This window comes from Streptomyces sp. NPDC127084, assembly GCF_042724175.1.
In the GTDB taxonomy this organism is placed as follows: Bacteria; Actinomycetota; Actinomycetes; order Streptomycetales; family Streptomycetaceae; genus Streptomyces.
Window position 1 is genome coordinate 8,233 of the sequence record NZ_JBHXFA010000116.1, and the last position, 16,591, is coordinate 24,823.

At 71.6% G+C, this 16,591-nt stretch carries 13 protein-coding genes; 11 read left to right on the forward strand and 2 right to left on the reverse strand.

What is annotated here, in order from left to right; translation table 11 throughout:
* Positions 1–111 precede the first annotated feature (111 nt).
* From ACFWI9_RS24210 to ACFWI9_RS24230, 5 genes are all read left to right on the forward strand, one after another.
* Positions 112–2,178 carry a PBS lyase gene (locus ACFWI9_RS24210; protein ID WP_387165096.1) on the forward strand — a complete coding sequence of 689 codons (2,067 nt, stop codon included), beginning with the start codon at positions 112–114 and terminating at the stop codon, positions 2,176–2,178.
* Positions 2,179–2,411: 233 nt separating this feature from the next.
* On the forward strand, positions 2,412–3,215 hold the full coding sequence (locus tag ACFWI9_RS24215) for a hypothetical protein (protein ID WP_387165098.1): 804 nt from the start codon (positions 2,412–2,414) through the stop codon (positions 3,213–3,215).
* Entirely contained in the window at positions 3,212–4,672 is a 1,461-nt protein-coding gene (locus ACFWI9_RS24220; protein WP_387165100.1) for an ATP-binding protein, read from the forward strand. Before ACFWI9_RS24215 ends, ACFWI9_RS24220 begins: the two co-directional genes overlap by 4 nt.
* Positions 4,673–4,698: 26 nt before the next feature.
* Positions 4,699–6,099, forward strand: coding sequence for an FtsW/RodA/SpoVE family cell cycle protein (locus tag ACFWI9_RS24225; protein ID WP_387165101.1), 1,401 nt, complete (start codon positions 4,699–4,701; stop codon positions 6,097–6,099).
* Positions 6,096–7,562 (forward strand): penicillin-binding transpeptidase domain-containing protein, encoded by a 1,467-nt coding sequence (locus ACFWI9_RS24230; RefSeq protein ID WP_387165103.1) that lies wholly within the window; start codon positions 6,096–6,098, stop codon positions 7,560–7,562. Before ACFWI9_RS24225 ends, ACFWI9_RS24230 begins: the two co-directional genes overlap by 4 nt.
* 27 nt (positions 7,563–7,589) lie before the next feature.
* Here the strand turns inward: ACFWI9_RS24230 and ACFWI9_RS24235 are convergent, their stop codons facing one another.
* Together ACFWI9_RS24235 and ACFWI9_RS24240 are read right to left on the reverse strand one after the other, a co-directional pair.
* Entirely contained in the window at positions 7,590–8,195 is a 606-nt protein-coding gene (locus ACFWI9_RS24235; protein ID WP_387165117.1) for a Uma2 family endonuclease, read from the reverse strand.
* A gap of 247 nt (positions 8,196–8,442) precedes the next feature.
* The gene (locus ACFWI9_RS24240) at positions 8,443–9,546 is read right to left on the reverse strand and encodes a ferritin-like domain-containing protein (protein WP_387165104.1); all 1,104 of its coding nucleotides are present in this window, start codon (positions 9,544–9,546) and stop codon (positions 8,443–8,445) included.
* Positions 9,547–9,707: 161 nt separating this feature from the next.
* Between ACFWI9_RS24240 and ACFWI9_RS24245 the strand changes: the two genes are divergently transcribed.
* The 6 genes from ACFWI9_RS24245 (at position 9,708) to ACFWI9_RS24270 (ending at position 16,462) form a co-directional block, all read left to right on the forward strand.
* Entirely contained in the window at positions 9,708–10,643 is a 936-nt protein-coding gene (locus tag ACFWI9_RS24245) for a diiron oxygenase (RefSeq protein ID WP_387165106.1), read from the forward strand.
* Between the two features lie 127 nt (positions 10,644–10,770).
* Positions 10,771–11,526 carry a TetR/AcrR family transcriptional regulator gene (locus ACFWI9_RS24250; RefSeq protein ID WP_387165108.1) on the forward strand — a complete coding sequence of 252 codons (756 nt, stop codon included), beginning with the start codon at positions 10,771–10,773 and terminating at the stop codon, positions 11,524–11,526.
* A gap of 10 nt (positions 11,527–11,536) precedes the next feature.
* The gene (locus tag ACFWI9_RS24255) at positions 11,537–11,815 is read left to right on the forward strand and encodes a hypothetical protein (protein ID WP_387165110.1); all 279 of its coding nucleotides are present in this window, start codon (positions 11,537–11,539) and stop codon (positions 11,813–11,815) included.
* 48 nt (positions 11,816–11,863) lie between these two features.
* Entirely contained in the window at positions 11,864–14,473 is a 2,610-nt protein-coding gene (locus tag ACFWI9_RS24260; RefSeq protein WP_387165111.1) for a PQQ-binding-like beta-propeller repeat protein, read from the forward strand.
* A 146-nt stretch (positions 14,474–14,619) separates the two neighbouring features.
* On the forward strand, positions 14,620–15,771 hold the full coding sequence (locus tag ACFWI9_RS24265) for an NlpC/P60 family protein (protein ID WP_387165112.1): 1,152 nt from the start codon (positions 14,620–14,622) through the stop codon (positions 15,769–15,771).
* A gap of 94 nt (positions 15,772–15,865) precedes the next feature.
* The gene (locus ACFWI9_RS24270; protein ID WP_387165114.1) at positions 15,866–16,462 is read left to right on the forward strand and encodes a dihydrofolate reductase family protein; all 597 of its coding nucleotides are present in this window, start codon (positions 15,866–15,868) and stop codon (positions 16,460–16,462) included.
* Positions 16,463–16,591 lie beyond the last annotated feature (129 nt).

The window sequence follows — 16,591 nt, forward strand, 5'->3', positions numbered from 1 at the left end:
CTCGTGTGGCGAGAGCGGGGCCGGGGCGCGGCCCGCGCGTCGGCGGCCCCCGTTGGGGGCCGGTGTGGGGCGTGGGGGTGGGCGGCGGCGCGCGCGCCCCCCCTCGACGCGATGTACTCCGCGGTGCACCACCAAGGCGAGGTGTACGACTCGACGCTGGCCGCCATCCCGTTCCTGCTGGAGCTGGCCGCAAGCCCCGGGGTACAGGACCGGGGAGCGGTCGTCGAGTTGCTGACCAGCATCGGCGGTATCGAGCTCGACGGCGACGACGAGCCCGAACCCGGGGCCCCTGGCGAGGAGTTCGAGGAAGCCGCCAACTACGCGATGGCCGCGGCGGCGGTGGCCTCGGGGGCCGAGGTCTTCATAGGCCTGCTCGCGGACGACGACCCCGGGGTGCGCCTGACCGTGCCCTGCGCGCTGGCGATGCTGCATCACGAGCCCGCAAGGGTGCTGACGTTGTTACGGGCGCGGCTGGACGCCGAGTGGGACGCGGATGTGCGGCTCGCGCTCGTGGAAGCGGTCGGGCGGATCGCCCTGCGGCATGCGGAGCTGCACACCGAGGCCGTGCGGTGGCTGACCGGGCTGCTGGACCCGGCTCACCCGGCAGAGCTGCGACTCGCCGCGCTGACCCAGCTGGCGCGGTGCGCTCCCGGCAGCCTGCCGCCCGACGCGACCGCGACGGCGACAGCGCTGCTACGGGAGTCGGCCGTGGGAGAGGGCGGCGCGAGCGAGAGAGGCGTCAGGACGGCCGACGGAAGCGAAGCCGGAGCCGATGCGGTCGCGGCGGAAACCCCCGCACGGGAGGGCGGGGCACGGGCGGCCGACGCACCCGGTGCACAGGAGACCGGCACAAGCGCGAAACCCCTAGGGGAGACCGGCCCACGGCAACCGACCGAACCGGATCGCACCGCCGACGGCGACGCAGAGCCCCACACCGGGGCCGACGAGTTGCTGTACACCCTCTATGCGGCACTCGGCGACCGGGTCGATGAGCGGATCGCCCTGCTCGTCGGACGGCTGAGCAGCGGCGATCCGGCGCAGCGCACGGACGCGGTATGGATGTGCCACGGTCTGATCCGGACCTGGCGCGGCCCCTACGACGAACTGGTGCGCTGCGTCGGAGCCCAGCTCGGCCACCCGGAACCCCGGCTGCGGGCGGCCGCGGCCAGCCTGCTGGAGAGCCTGTCCGCACTGGCACTGCCCGCGGCGGACGCACTGGCCGCGCGACTCGCGCGGGACAGTGCCGATGCGGCCGTGCGCGAGGAGGCGGGCGAGGACCGTGCGCTGATCGCGCTGACCCGGCTGGGCGATCCGCGCGCCGTACCGGCCCTGGCGGCGGCCCTCGAGGAACCCGAGCTGCCCCGCGACGCGGCGTTCGCGGTGCCCTACCTGGGTGCGGCGGCGGCGCCACTGGTACCGCTGCTGCGGCGCAGGCTCGCCCGGGTCGAGCTCGACGAGACCCTCTTCGACCTGGCCTGCCCCTTGCTGCCCGCGCTGGGGGCGCTGCGCGCGGCCGAGGCACTGCCCGAGGTGCTCAGGGTGCTGCGGGGCGCATCGGCCCGCGACGGCGCATGGGTGATGGATTCGGTTCTGGAGACCGCCTTGCGGACGCTCGCCGCCTTCGGGCCTGCGGCGTTGCCGGCGGCACCGGAACTGCGTGCGCTGCTGGGTAGCGCGAACCCGTCGGTGGCCACGGCGGCGGCGCGGGCGCTGTGGGCGGTCTCCGGCGACGCGGACGCCGCTGCCGTGCTGGCCCTGCTGCTGGACCTGCTCGCGGCGGACGGCCCGCACGAGCGCCGCTCGGCGGCGTCGGCGCTGGGCTGCCTCGGTCCGCGCGCCGCGACCGCGGCGCCCGCGCTGCGGGCGCTGCTCGCCGCCCGTGAGCGCTGGCTCCGGATGGACGCGGCGATGGCCCTGTGGCGGGTCACGGGGGAGGCACGGGACTCCCTTCCCGCCCTGGCCGCGGCCTGGGAGGAGAACCGATACGGCCGTGTCGAGGTCGCCGAGTGCCTGACCGAGATGGGTCCTGCGGCCGGACCTGCGGTGCCGCTGCTGCGTGCGGAACTGTGCCGCCCGCGGCGGCACAACGTGCTCGACGGCGGTTCGGGGACGCATGACATCGAGCAGGACGAACGGCTGCTGACACTGTGCAGAAGGGCTCTGGCGGGCCGGGGCTGAGCACCGGCTCGCCGTTGCCGCCACCGGCACCGGCACTGGCACTGGCACTGGCACTGGCACTGGCACTGCTGACATCGCCGCCCCCGCCGACGTTGCCGTCGCCGTTACACGACCGATGGTTCACCGCAATGGCGGATGGCTACCCTCGAGACTTCGCATATGCCGCCAAACCACCCGACACCCGATGCCTCCGCATACTGTGTCCGGAAGATCGACCGGCGAGGAGCCAGCCCGTGAAACCGTGCCGCACCACCGTCCGCGCCGCGCTCATCGCCGCGGCGGGCGTGGCGCTGCTCGCCGGGTGCGGGGACGCGGGCGGTCTGAAGAGCGCGGGCGCGACCCCGACCGCGGAGGGGCCCCAGCGGCTGTGGCCCGATCTCCCCGCCATCTCCGCTCCCCCGTTCGACTACGGCGAGAGCGACACCGCCCGAATCCCCAGTGTCAAGGTGCCGGACGGCGACGTACGCGCCGTGAGCCCGGTGAAGGTGGTCCAGGCGGATGTGGCGGCGAACCCGGAGCAGATCACCGGGGCCGACGGGCTTTACCAGAAGACCGCCGATCAGATCCGTGCCTGCGGCACACAGCCGAAGAGCTGCCCCGTACTGCAGCCCTACTACCACGATCTCACCGGCGACGGGAAGGACGAACTGATCGTCGCCATCAGGATGCCCGGTCAGCAGACCGCGATCCGCGTCTATCTCCCGGACAAGGACGCCGGATTGACGCGGGTCATGACGTACTCGGACGCGATCGTCGGGGTGGAGCTGGCAGGACGGGACCTGATCACCCGTGCCGTGTCCGCGGGCATCCCCGGGTACGAGTACCGCACGGCCTGGTCCTGGGACGAGCGGCAGCGCGTGATCCTGCCGACCCGCGACGAGATCATCCGGATCAAACCGACCGCATCCGCGGCCTCTTCGCCCACCGCACCCGCACCACCGCCACCGCGGACTCCGGACCCGTCCGTGACCCCGACCGCGGCCCCGGCCCCGTCCGTGGCCCCCAGCCCGGCCCCGACCTCCGGGGCCACCCGGTGACGGCCCCCCGCAAGGGCCGACCCCGGCTGCGACTGCGGCTGCCCTCGTGGACGGCGACGCTGACCTGGAAGGCGGCGCTCTTCATCACCGTGATGTGCTGCGCGCTCGCCGCGCTGCTCGGCGCACTCGTCCATGCGTCCGTGACCCGCGAGACGGTCGAGGACGCGCGCCAGAAGGCCCTCATCCGGCTCGAAGAGGTCACCCACGCGTACGAGATGGGCGAGCCGCTCGGCGACTACGGTGCCCTCGACCCGCCAGGGCTCCCGGAACGGCTGCGCGCCCTCGCCCTCTCCGGTCAGCGCGGCACGGTCGTCTCCGACTTCCGGGGCCGCCCCACCATGTGGGCCGCGGGCCCCGCCGACGACGAGGTCGTCGCCGTACGGGTCGACTACTCGGCCAGCTCCGAGACCATCAGCGATCTCGACCGGGCCATCCTCGGCTCCTCCGTGCTGGCGATCGCGGCGACCCTGCTCGTGGGCGCGTTCGCGGTGACCCGGGTGAGCCGCAGACTCCATCTCACCGCGCAGGTCGCCCGGCGGATCAGCGCGGGCGACCTGGACGCCCGGGTCAACGACCCCCGCACCAAGGACCCGTCCCGCCGCGAAGACGAAGTCGCCACGGTCTCCGGGGCGCTGGACACCATGGCGTCCACGCTCCAGGACAAACTCCTCAACGAACAGCGATTCACCGCCGATGTGGCTCACGAGCTGCGCACCCCGCTGACGGGCCTGTCCGCCGCCGCCGAGCTGCTTCCGCCCGGTCGGCCTTCGGAACTGGTCCAGGACCGGGTGCGCACCATGCGGGCGCTGACCGAGGACCTGCTGGAGATCTCCCGGCTCGACACGGGCGGCGAGACCGTGGACATGGACATCCATGAACTCGTCCCGCTCACCGAGCGGGTCGTACGGGCCGTACGCAGCACGGGCTGTGAGACGGAGCTGAACATCGGCGGCCCGGCGCGGGTGCGGGTGGAGACGGACCAGCGGCGGCTTGAACGGGTGCTGGCCAACCTGATCGCCAACGCCCATGAGCATGGCGCCCGTCCGGTGACGGTGACGATCGACGGCCCGGTGGTGACGGTACGGGACCACGGCACCGGCTATCCGGGGTATCTGCTGGAACGCGGCCCCCAGCGGTTCCGTACGGAATCGGGCGGCAAGGGCCACGGTCTGGGGCTCACCATCGCCTTGGGGCAGGCGGCGGTGATCGGCGCGGAGCTGGTGTTCGCCAACGCGCCGGAGGGCGGGGCGATCGCCCGGCTGACCCTGCCGGAGTACGCACACGCCGGCCACGGGGACGTCAACCACCAGCACACCGGCCACCCGCACACCGACCCCCGGCCCGCCGACCATGACGACCCCGCCCACAAGCCCGTTGACAAGGGCCCGGACCACGACGCCACCGGCCACGGCACCCCGAGACGCGACACCCCTGGGTCCCCGGATAAGGGGACATAACACCCCCGCTTGCTACGTTGCCGGTCATGACCGCACCGGCAGCGGACGCTCCCCCGCCCGCACCGCCCGCACTCCGGCTGCCGAAACAGCGCGGGGTCGAGCTCTCGCTCCTCGTCAGCGCCGTCCTCATCTGCGTCTACGGCTACGCGACCGTCGGCATCACCCGTTCCGGAGCCATCCCGCCCGACGCCGCCGCCTATGGTGCCGGACTCGGCCTGCCGGCGCTGTCCGCCCATCTCGCCGTGCGCTTCCGGGCCCCGTACGCGGACCCCCTGCTGCTGCCGATCGCGGTCCTCCTCAACGGCCTCGGCCTGGTCCTGATCTACCGACTCGACCTGGAGACCCCCGGCGACCGGGCCGCCCCCGCCCAGTTGGTGTGGTCGACGCTGGGAGTGGCCCTCTTCATCGGGGTGGTGCTGGCGCTGCGCGACCACCGGTTGCTCCAGCGCTACGCGTATGTCTCGGTAGCCGCCGCCCTGGCCCTGATGATGCTGCCGATCCTCTTCCCGCCCGTGAACGGGGCCCGGATCTGGATCCGGTTCGGCGGATTCTCTTTCCAGCCGGGTGAGTTCGCGAAGATCCTGCTCGCGGTGTTCTTCGCCGCGTATCTCGCCGCCAACCGCAACGCGCTCGCCTACACCGGGCGCCGCGTCTGGGGAGTCCAGTTCCCCACCGGTCGGGTGCTCGGCCCCATCGTCACCATCTGGCTGCTCAGCGTCGCCGTGCTGGCGCTGGAACGCGACCTCGGCACCTCGTCGCTGTTCTTCGGGCTCTTCGTGATCATGCTGTACGTCGCGACCGGACGCACCGGCTGGATCGCGGTGGGCCTGCCGCTCGCCGGGGTGGGGGCCTTCGCCGTCGGCGTGCTCGAACCGCATGTGCGCGTACGGGTCCAGGACTGGCTGACCCCGTTCGCCTCCATCGACGCGGGCCTGGGGCCGAGTCAGCTGGCCCAGTCGCTGTTCTCGTTCGCGGCAGGGGGGATGCAGGGCACCGGGCTCGGCGCGGGGCACTCGACCCTGATCGGATTCGCCGCCAAGTCCGACTTCATCCTGGCGACGGCGGGCGAGGAACTGGGGCTGATCGGGCTGAGCGCGCTGATCCTGCTCTACGGGCTGCTGGTGGCCCGCGGCTACCGCGCCGGGCTCGCCCTGCGCGACTCCTTCGGGCGACTGCTCGCCATCGGGCTCGCCTCGATCATCGCCATCCAGGTCTTCGTCATCGCGGGCGGGGTGACCGGATTGATCCCGCTCACCGGAATGGCCATGCCGTTCCTCGCACAGGGCGGTTCGTCGGTTGTCACCAACTGGATCATCGTGGCCCTGCTGATCCGGGTCAGCGACTCGGCCCGCGCCCAGCTCCCCGACGGCGACACCGGCACCGCCACCCTGGTCGAGATGAGCGCGGCCCCTGGGAGCGGCCGGTGACCCGCTATATCCGGCGCGCCGCGACCCTGTGCCTGGTGCTGCTGGCCGCGCTGCTGGTGAACGTCGTACGGCTCCAGCTGCTCCAGGCCGGCGAACTGCGTGAGAACCCGGCCAACCGCCGTCCTCTCATCGCCCGATACGCCGATCCGCGCGGTGACATCGTCGTCGGAGCCCGGCCGGTCACCGGCAGCAGGGACACCCGCCAGCAGTTGCGTTACGAGCGCACCTACCGCGACGGCCCGCTGTACGCGCCCATCACCGGCTACTCCTCCCAGCTGTACGGCACCACCCTCCTCGAACACACCGAGGACGAGACCCTGGCGGGAACGGATCCGATACTCGCCCCACTCCCGCTGTGGAACGATCTCACCCGCTCGCGGCAGCCCGGTGGCCGGGTCGTCACCACGATCCGGGCATCCGTGCAGCGGGCGGCGTACCAGGCGCTCGCCGGGCGGCGCGGGGCCGTCGCAGCGCTGGAACCGTCGACAGGCAGGATTCTGGCGCTGGTCAGTAGCCCCTCGTACGATCCCGCCGTGCTGTCCGGGAACAGCCCGGCGGTGGTCGCCGCCTGGCGGCGGCTGAACTCCTCACCCCACCGCCCGATGCTCAACCGGGCGATCCGGCAGACCTATCCCCCGGGTTCGGCGTTCAAGATCGTGACGGCCGCCGCAGCGCTGGACGCCAGGATCGTCACCGACCCGAACGCCCCCACGGACGCCCGCGACCCGTACATCCTCCCCGGTACCCGCACCCGCCTGCCGAACCGGGTGCCGCGCTGCGACCGCGCCTCGCTGTCGTACGCGCTCCGCTACTCCTGCAACACGGTGATGGCGCATCTCGGGGTGAAGGTGGGCCTGCGCCGAATGCGGGAGACGGCGGAGAAATTCGGCTTCAACGACACGGGCCTGCGGATCCCCGCCCGGGTCGCCGCCTCCACCTTCGACCGCGAGATGGGCCCGGACCAGCTCGCCCTGTCCTCCATCGGCCAGTTCGACACCGCCGCGACCCCGCTCCAGATGGCGATGGTCGCGGCGGCGGTCGCCAACGGTGGCGAGCTCGTCCGCCCTTACCTGGTGGACCGCACCACGACCCGCTCCGGCCGGACCGTGCGCACCGCGCTCCCCCGCACCTACCAGCGCCCGATGAACCCGGTCACCGCGCAGATCCTCCAGCGCCTGATGATCCAGGCCGTCGAGAAGGGCGGAGGTCGGCACGCCGCGATCCGCGGGGTCCGGGTGGGCGGCAAGACGGGCACGGCCCAGCACGGTGTGGCCAACGCCGGTGTGCCGTACGCCTGGTTCATCGCCTGGGCCCAGAAGCGGGACGCGATCCGCCCGGCGGTCGCGCTGGCGGTGGTGGTCGAGGACGCGGAGGCGAACCGCGACGACATCAGCGGGGGCGGCGACGCGGCGCCGATCGCGCGAGTGGTGATCGAGGCGGCGCTGAAGGCGGGCGGGACGTAGTCCGGTAGCGGAGGAATGTGGTCGGCGTCAGACGCTTCCACGCCTGCCGATGGCCGTCAGGTCGATATCGATCGGGAAGGGCCGGTCGAGCGTGAGCTGCTTGTGGTGAATTCCGGTCAGGCCGTATGACACCGTCGCGGGGTCGAGTTCGTAGACATGCACCACGGGCAGTCCGTCGCACTCCTCGACCCGCCAGTAGTGCGGGACGCCCGCGCGTGCGTACTTCCGTGGCTTGACCTCGCGGTCACGCTCGACGGAATCGTCGGATACGACCTCGACCGCGAGGACGACGTCCTCCGGCTTGAACCAGGTTTGCCGGGGGCCGGTATCCGCGTCGATGGGGACCACGAGGACATCGGGCTCGGGGCGGTTCCGGTTGTCGAGTCTTACCGCCATCTCCCGCATGGCTTCCAGATGATCCGGAGCCTGCCGCACAAGCGCGTTCTCGAACAGACGCATGGCGAGCGTGTGGAATCGGGTCTGCGGACTGACGAGGACGAGGCTCCCGTCGATCAGCTCCGTATGTGGAGGGAGATTCGGAAGCCGGTCCAGGTCGTCCGCCGTCCACCCGCCCACGGGTGGACGCGGCCAGGTGTACTCCTCGTCCAGCCCGTACTCGCGCGCGGCGCTCATGATTGCTCCCATACGGTGGAGTCTGTCTGGATACGTCCAGCGTACCCAGACGCTTTCGCCAGACATCAGCCAATCGTGTGAATGCCATCCGGCTCGGCGAATGCGTCCAGCGCCGAGGACGAGCCCTGGGCACCGCTGCGGGCGGCGGCAAGACACCTGGTCGCCGTGCCGCCGTGGGCAGCCCTTCGGCCCGCTCCCGCATTCCGGCCCCCCGGCCGGTCGCGGCGCCCGCCGTGAAACGCCTCGATCAGTTCCCGCCCTCCGCGATCGCCTGCTCCACCTCCGCCACCCGCGCCGCCTCCTCCGCGGCGAAGCGCTCCTTGTCCAGCTCCTCCGCGACCTGCTCGTCCTGGCTCATCAGCAGATCGAGGTTCGAGTCGCCGAGCTCGAACACACCCATGTCCACGTATGCCCGCTGCAGCCGCTCCCCCCAGAGCCCGATGTCCTTCACACAGGGCACGATCCGGCTGAAGAGCAGCTTCCTGAAGAGGTGCAGGAACTCCGACTGCTCGGTGTACTCCTCCGCCTCCTTGCGCGGGATGCCGAAGTCCTCCAGCACCTCAAGGCCCCTGATGCGGTCCCGCATCAGATAGCAGCCCTCGATGACGAACTCCTCGCGCTCCCGCAGCTCCGCGTCCGTGAACTGCTTGTAGTAGTCGCGCAGCGCCATCCGCCCGAAGGCGACATGCCGGGCCTCGTCCTGCATCACATACGCCAGGATCTGCTTGGGCAGCGGCTTGTCCGTCGTGTCGCGGATCATGCCGAACGCGGCCAGCGCCAGACCCTCGATGAGCACCTGCATGCCCAGGTACGGCATATCCCATCGCGAGTCGCGGAGGGTGTCGCCGAGCAGAGCCTGGAGGTTGTCGTTGATCGGGTAGAGCATCCCGATCTTCTCGTGCAGGAACCGTCCGTAGATCTCCGCGTGCCTGGCCTCGTCCATGGTCTGGGTGGCGGAGTAGAACTTGGCGTCGAGGTCGGGGGCGGACTCCACGATCCGCGCCGCGCAGACCATCGCACCCTGCTCGCCGTGCAGGAACTGGCTGAACTGCCAGGCGGTGTAGTTGCGCCGCAGCTCGCCCTTGTCCTTCTCGGTCATTTTCGGCCAGTAGCGGGTGCCGTAGAGGCTGAGGGCCTCGTCCGGGGTGCCGAGCGGGTCGTACGGGTCCACCTCCAGGTCCCAGTCGATCCGCTTGGCGCCGTCCCACTGCTTGTCCTTGCCCTTCTGGTACAGGGCGAGCAGGCGGTCGCGGCCGTCGTCGTACTCCCAGGTGAAGCGGGCGGAACCGGACGCGGGTACGGACCAGGCCATATCGTCAGGGGTGTTGGTGTAGAAGTCACGTGTCGGCACGAACAGCTCCTTCACAGTCCGTCGACCGCCAGGCATGCCGGATTGACCGCCTGACGGTCTGTCTGACGTCTTCCGGCAGGCTCACACGTTGGTAGACACCGGGTCAACAAGTGCCGCACAAGGGATTGACGACTTTACTGACGCGCAGTCTCATAAGAGCCATGACCACGGTGACCCCACGCGACATCACGCTCCTCCGCGACGCCCTCGGCCCGCTCAGGGACCGCGAACAGGTCGCCGCACGCCTGCTCGAGTCCTCGGCCAAGCACTCCTTCGACCCGGACAAGGAGCTGGACTGGGACGCTCCGTTCGAGGACGGCAAGTGGTTCTGGCCGCCTGAGTTGGTGTCCCTGTACGGCACCCCGCTGTGGAAGCGGATGTCCGATGAGCAGCGGATGGAGCTGGCCCGGCACGAGTCGGCCTCGCTCGCCTCGCTCGGCATCTGGTTCGAGATCATCCTGATGCAGTTGCTGGTGCGGCATATCTACGACAAGCCCCTGACCAGCAACCATGTGCGCTACGCGCTCACCGAGATCGCGGACGAGTGCCGCCACTCCATGATGTTCGCGAGGCTGATCCAGAAGGGCGGCACCCCGGCCTACCAGGTGCCGCGGGCCTACCACAACCTCGCCCGTGTGATGAAGACCGTCTCGACCACCCCGGGCTCTTTCGCGGCGACGCTGCTCGGTGAGGAGATCCTGGACTGGATGCAGCGGCTCACCTTCCCCGACGAGCGGATACAGCCCCTGGTGCGCGGGGTGACCCGTATCCACGTGGTCGAGGAGGCCCGCCATGTGCGCTACGCCCGCGAGGAGTTGCGCCGCCAGATGGTGACCGCCCCGCGCTGGGAGCAGGAGCTGACCCGGATCGGCTGCGGTGAGGCGGCGCGGATCTTCTCCGTCTGCTTCGTCAACCCCAAGGTGTACGAGAACGTCGGCCTGGACCGCCGTGCGGCCGTGGCCCAGGTGAGGGCGAGCGGCCATCGCCGCGAGGTGATGCAGACCGGGGCCAAGCGGCTCACGGACTTCCTGGACGACATCGGCGTACTGCGCGGTGCGGGCCGCAGGCTGTGGCAGAGCTCGGGACTGCTGGCCTGATGACACCTGACCGGCCGCTGAAGGGACCTGGAGAGCCTGGAGGGTCCGACCGGACCGCAGGACCCGACCGGACCGAAGAGCCTGAAGGCCTCCCCCGCGACCCTGGGTCGGCGGTTACGCTGCCGGTATGACCACTCCCAGTGCCCAGAGCGCTCCGAGTGCTCCCGCGGAGACCCGCGCCTACCGGAGGCTGAGTGTGGAGGAGCGCCGCAGCCAACTGCTGTGTGCCGCACTCACCCTGTTCGCGCACCGGGCGCCCGAGGATGTGTCGCTGGACGACGTGGCGGAGGTGGCCGGAGTGTCCCGGCCGCTGGTGTACCGCTACTTCCCGGGCGGCAAGCAGCAGTTGTACGAGGCGGCGCTGCGCAGCTCGGCCGACGCGCTCGTGGTCTGCTTCACCGAGCCGCCGACCGGGCCCCCCACCGAGCGGCTCGGCCGGGTGCTCGACCGCTATCTCGACTTCGTCGTGCAGCACGACGCAGGGTTCAGCGCCCTGCTGCGCGGCGGCAGTGTCGCCGCGACCTCCCGCGCCAACGCGATCGTGGACGAGGTGCGCCGCGCCGCCGCCGAGCAGATCCTGGTGCACCTCGGGGTGCTGCCCGGCCCCGGCCCGCGGCTGCGGATGATGGTCCGCACCTGGATCGCGTCGGTGGAGGCGGCCTCGCTGATCTGGCTGGACGAAGAGGAACGCCAGCCCGCCGACCGGCTGCGCGACTGGCTCATCGACCACCTCCTCGCACTGCTGGTGGCGACGGCGGCGTCCGACGAGGAGGCCGCGGGCGTGGTCAGAAAGCTGCTGTCGCTGGAGGACGCGTCAGGCAGGGCGGGGGCACTGGGACGGCGCCTGCTGCCCATCATGGGCGACGCGGCCCACCTGCTGTGACACTGGAGGGGTGAGAAGCGAGAACACCCCCTTCGTCGGCGGGCCGCTCGACGGCCGGGTGCTGCCCGTCCTCGTCGGCCCGACCGGCAACCCCCCGCCGTGGTACGAGGTGCCCGTGCCGGACGACGCGGGCGGGCCACCCGCCGTGCACGCCTACCGCAGGGTCCCGGCGGGCCACACCAAGCGGCTCGCGCTGCCGCGCGGCTGGAAGTACGAGTACGCGCCCGAAGGCCGCGAGCGCCGACGGATCAAATGGCCCTGGTCCAAACCGGAACGCGACGCCCCCTAGGATCTCTCTGTCCGTATCAGCACGGCGCCACCATGGGGGAACTCGCCGATGAAGCCGCTTCAGCAGGACGATCCGCGCCACATCGGCCCGTTCGCCACCTTCGCCCGACTGCGTGAGAGCGCCGGCGCGGTGCAGTACCTCACGCATCGCGCCGACGCCGGCACGGACGCACCCACCGTCGTCTCGCTCGCCCGGCCGGAGCTCGCCGTGCTGCCCGGGTTCCGGCAGCACTTCGAGGACGAGCTCCGCACGGCGGACCGGCTCGCCGGGGGCTGGGTGCCGCCGCGCGCAGACGCTTCGGTTTCGGATGCCGCGAACCCGAATGCGCCGCAGCTGTGGACGGCGTGGCTCTATGTGCCTGCCGTGAGCGTGGCCGAGGCCGTCGCCCTCGCGGGACCGCTCCCGGAGCACACGGTGCGTACGCTCGGCGCGGGGCTGGCTGAGGTTCTCTCGCGAGCCCACGCGACCGGCACGGTGCTGCACGGACTGAATGCCGAAACGGTTCTCCTGTCAGTCGACGGCCCCCTCCTCACCGCCTTCGGTGCCCTCGGCTCCGCCGCTCATGTCGAGGCGGGCGAGGACGGCCGACTGTCCACCCACCCGGTCTGCCCCTCCCCGGAGCAGCTCTCGGGCAGCCTGCCCGGCACCCCGGCCGACATCTTCGCGCTGGGCCTGCTGCTGGCGTACGCGGCGACAGGCAGGGCTCCGGGCCTCGCGGCGGACGGAGCATGGAGCGGGACGTTCGACGCCGCCGAACTACTGGGCGTGCCCGAGGCGTTGCGCGGCCTGGTGGCGGACTGCCTGTCCTGGAACGCGGCGCAGCGCCCCACCGCCGGCGCGGTGGCCGCCGCCCTGTCCCTGGCGGGCGCGGCCGCTCTGGTCAGGGAGGGCTGGCTGCCGGAACCGATCACCGCGGCGCTGGCCGCGCAGGCCGCCGAGGTGTCCGGGGCGGGAGAGCAGGACGGGGTGCACCGCAGCCTTCCCGGCGCGGCGTGGGGTGGCGTACCCGGCGCGACGCAGGACGGCGATCCGCGGGGAGCCGCTCAGCACCCCCTGTCGGGCGGGCTGTTCGCCCCGGCAGGCCCCGGTCCCCAGGCTCTGCCTGCCCCCGGGACGCCCACCCCGCCCGGACTCGCAGGCCTTGAGGGCCCCGTGCCTTCGGGCATCGGCAACACGGGCGCGGCCGCGCCGCTCCCGGGTCACGGACAGCCAGGCGCCGAAGGGCCCGCCGACCAGGGCGGCGCGGCACCGGGCGCACCGCTGTTCCCGGCAGCGCAGACCCCGCCACCGGCCGAATCCATCGACTATCTGCTCCCGACGGCGGCCGGCGCCCCGGCATTCGCCTCCGCCCAGCCGTTCGGCACCGGCGGCGACCCCCTCTCGTCCGCCCCCAGGTCCACCGTCACCGCCTCCGTCCTGGCGGCCCGGGCCAATGCGCGCCGGCGGGTGTTCATCACCGCCGGCGTGACGGGCACGGCGGGTCTGCTGCTGGGTGGCGGAATCGGGTTCGGCGTCGCCGGCGGCTTCTCGAAGGACTCCGGCGGCACGGGATCGCAGAAGCCCCGCACCGTCCCGGGTGCACCGCCCACCCCGCTGTGGTCGTACCAGCACTCGGGTGAGGAGTCCGTCGAGCCCGTCGTCTGGCGCAACCGGGTGCTGATACTCGCCGAGGCGCACCAATGCACGGGGGTGGACCTGCGCACCGGTCGCCATCTGTGGACGCAGTCGCGTGCCCGTGCCGCCTTCGAGCCCATGCTCGTGGGCGACAGTGTGTTCGTCGTCGGTCCGACCGAGTTCATCTGGCTCTCGGCGGAGGACGGCGCCGTCGAGTCGACCACGACCGCTCCCGGGCATGTCACCGCCATCGCCGGTTTCGAGGGATCGGTCGTGTGGTTCAGCGGCACGGTGGGCGCGGCCACGTATCTGTTCGCGTACGACATGAAGGCCAAGAAGGAACTCTGGCGTTCCACGGTCCCGAACGGGCGTTCACGCAGCGCCCTCCCCGAGTACCAGGCCGTCGCCTTGATGCCCGACGGCATCCTCGTACGGCAGGACAGCGGTTCGCTGACGCAGCAGCAGACGAAGGCCAGCAAGGGTCTGGCCCTGTTCTCGATGCACGACCGCAAGTCCGGGAAGCGCGTGTGGAGCAAGTACCTCGTGGGAGTGCGTGACGAGGCCACGGTCGTCGGTGACGCGTCGGGCCGGGTGTACGCACCAGTGGGCAACGACTTCCAGGCCTTCGACGCGACGAGCGGCAAGAGCGTGTGGCAGGCGTTCGGCCCCGGCACTCCCGGTGACAAGAAGCGCGGCGGCTTCGGCAAGGGCGTCATCCTGAACGGAACGCTCTACCTCGGCACCGACGACCACGATCTGTACGCCCTGGAGACGGCGACGGGCAAGATCCGCTGGTCCCGTTCCACTGAGGCCAGTGGCAGTGGACGGCCGCGCCTGCTGCTGTCCGCCGGGACGGCACTGACGCTGGAGGAGAACCAGGTGACGGCGTTCAACACGCGAGACGGCCGCAGGCTGTGGAAGTTCCAGTCCGCCGGCTCGGCCGACGCGGCCACGAAGTCGGGCCGCTACCGCGGCGTCGTCGTCGGCGAAACGGCTGTGCTCTGGCGGGACACGACCCTGTACGCGCTGCCCCTCAGCCAGTAGCCCCCGGCACCACCCGAGATCATCCACCCATACGACAAACCCACTTGGGGTGCTCGGGTGGTGGCCCCGCGTGGCGCGGCCAGCCTCACGCCCAACAGCAGTCAGTCGCAGCATCATCCCTCCCGTGACCAACGGGAGGTAAACGGATGCCAGACAGACTGCTGCGCACGCTCCGGACCACGGCGCTCGCCTCGGCGACCGCCGTCGTGTCCGCGACCGCGCTCGCGGCGGGGCCTGCCGCGGCAGTGCCGGATGGTCCGGCCGAGCCGCGCACCGTACGCGAGCTGCTCCCCGTGCTCCGGGAGCTGTACCGGCAGGCGGAGGAAGCGGGCGAGGCGTACCACGCGACCACCGAGCGGCTGACGATCCAGCGCGCCGAGACCGGACGGCTACAACTCGCACTGCGCCAGGCCCGCGCCGCGCTGGACGAGAGCCGCGACGAGGCAGGCCGCCTTGCCCGCAGCCAGTACCGGGGCGACTCGGAACTCTCCGCCTACCTAAGGCTGCTGCTTGCTCGCGACCCGCAGCAGGCGCTGGACGAGAGGCACTTGATCGAACGGGCGAACAGCGGCAGTGCGGCCACCATCGCCCGCCTCAGGAGCAGCGCGCTGCGCGCTGACGATCTGGCCGCCCGCTCGCGCGCGGCACTCGCCGTAAAGCGCTCGCTCGCCGACCACCAGCGCCGGCAACACGACAGGCTCCAGGAGCGGTTGGAGTCGGCCCAGGCACTGCTTGCCAGTCTCTCCACCGCGGAACGCGCCCAGCTCGAGCGGTTGGAGCAGTCCGACATGGACGAGGCCCAGCGCAGACTGCTGGAGTCGGGCGCGCTGGGCGCGAGCGCCCGGAAGCCGTCGCGGCAGGGCGGCACGGCGGTCGAGTACGCGGTCCGACAGATCGGCAGGCCGTACGTCTGGGGCGCGACGGGTCCGTACGCGTTCGACTGCTCGGGCCTCACATCCCAGGCGTGGGCCGCCGCGGGCCGCCCCATCCCCCGGACCAGCCAGGAGCAGTGGGCGCGGCTGGCCAGGGTCCCGCTGCGTGCGCTGCGTCCCGGCGATCTGGTGATCTACTTCCCGAAGGCCACCCATGTGGCGATCTACCTGGGCAACGGACTGGTGGTACAGGCCCCTCGTCCCGGCACACGGGTGAAGATCTCCCCCATCGCCGCCAACCCGGTCCTCGGCGCGGTCCGCCCGGATCCGGCAAGCGCCCCGCTGTTGTCATACACCCCGCCTATGCTCCCGAAGCACGCGCTGGCGGGCTCGGACACCGGGTACGCCTCCGCAACGGCACCCTGAGCCGGAAGTCCGGCGCCGCGCGATGGCTTTCGTGCGGCGCACCGGTCCTCACCGGTGCCGCCCATCCTGGAGCGAGGAAGAGGAGCGAGTCCCCATGCGCATCGTGATCAGTGAGTTCATGAGTCTCGACGGTGTCGTGCAGGCCCCCGGTGGCCCTGACGAGGACACCGACGGCGGCTTCACCCACGGCGGCTGGTCGCACCCGTTCTTCGACCCGGAGGTGGTCGGCGGCGCGTTCGACGCCGCGCTGACCAACGCCGACGCCCTGCTGTTCGGCCGTCGCACCTGGCAGACCATGGCCGCGGCCTGGCCTGAGCGCGCGGGTGACCCGTTCGCCGACCGGATGAACGCCATCCCCAAGTACGTCGTCTCCAGCAGCCTCGGCGAGGACCGTCTGACCTGGGTCAACACCCGCCGTATCCCAGGCGACGAGGCCCTCGTCCGTATCGCGGAACTCCGTGCGAAGGAGGGCCGCGACCTGCTGGTGATGGGCAGCCCGACGCTCGCACGTACGCTTCTGGAGGAGGGCATGGTCGACGAACTCCGGCTGATGATCATGCCGGTGCTGCTCGGCGGTGGAAAGACCGTCTTCCCGGCGGGCGGCACCCGCCACACGCTGGAGCTGGTTTCGGCGGTGACCAGTCCCACGGGCACCCAGGTGTGCACATACCGCGCGGTCACCGAAAAGTAGCTCGGCCGGACTGCCGAACCCCGAACCGGGCGCCGTCGGGGTTCGGCGTCCCGGGTTGCGCCGGTCTGCGTCCCCCGGGTTCCGGCCGGGGTCTTCGTCCCGGTCTCTGTTCCCGTCACCTCACCGAGG

Coding starts and splice junctions, on each gene's coding strand:
- ACFWI9_RS24265 (WP_387165112.1), top strand. CDS start 14,620: ATGCCAGACAGACTGCTGCGCACGCTCCGGACCACGGCGCTCGCCTCG.
- ACFWI9_RS24245 (WP_387165106.1), top strand. CDS start 9,708: ATGACCACGGTGACCCCACGCGACATCACGCTCCTCCGCGACGCCCTC.
- ACFWI9_RS24250 (WP_387165108.1), top strand. CDS start 10,771: ATGACCACTCCCAGTGCCCAGAGCGCTCCGAGTGCTCCCGCGGAGACC.
- ACFWI9_RS24210 (WP_387165096.1), top strand. CDS start 112: ATGTACTCCGCGGTGCACCACCAAGGCGAGGTGTACGACTCGACGCTG.
- ACFWI9_RS24270 (WP_387165114.1), top strand. CDS start 15,866: ATGCGCATCGTGATCAGTGAGTTCATGAGTCTCGACGGTGTCGTGCAG.
- ACFWI9_RS24225 (WP_387165101.1), top strand. CDS start 4,699: ATGACCGCACCGGCAGCGGACGCTCCCCCGCCCGCACCGCCCGCACTC.
- ACFWI9_RS24260 (WP_387165111.1), top strand. CDS start 11,864: ATGAAGCCGCTTCAGCAGGACGATCCGCGCCACATCGGCCCGTTCGCC.
- ACFWI9_RS24235 (WP_387165117.1), bottom strand. CDS start 8,195: ATGAGCGCCGCGCGCGAGTACGGGCTGGACGAGGAGTACACCTGGCCG.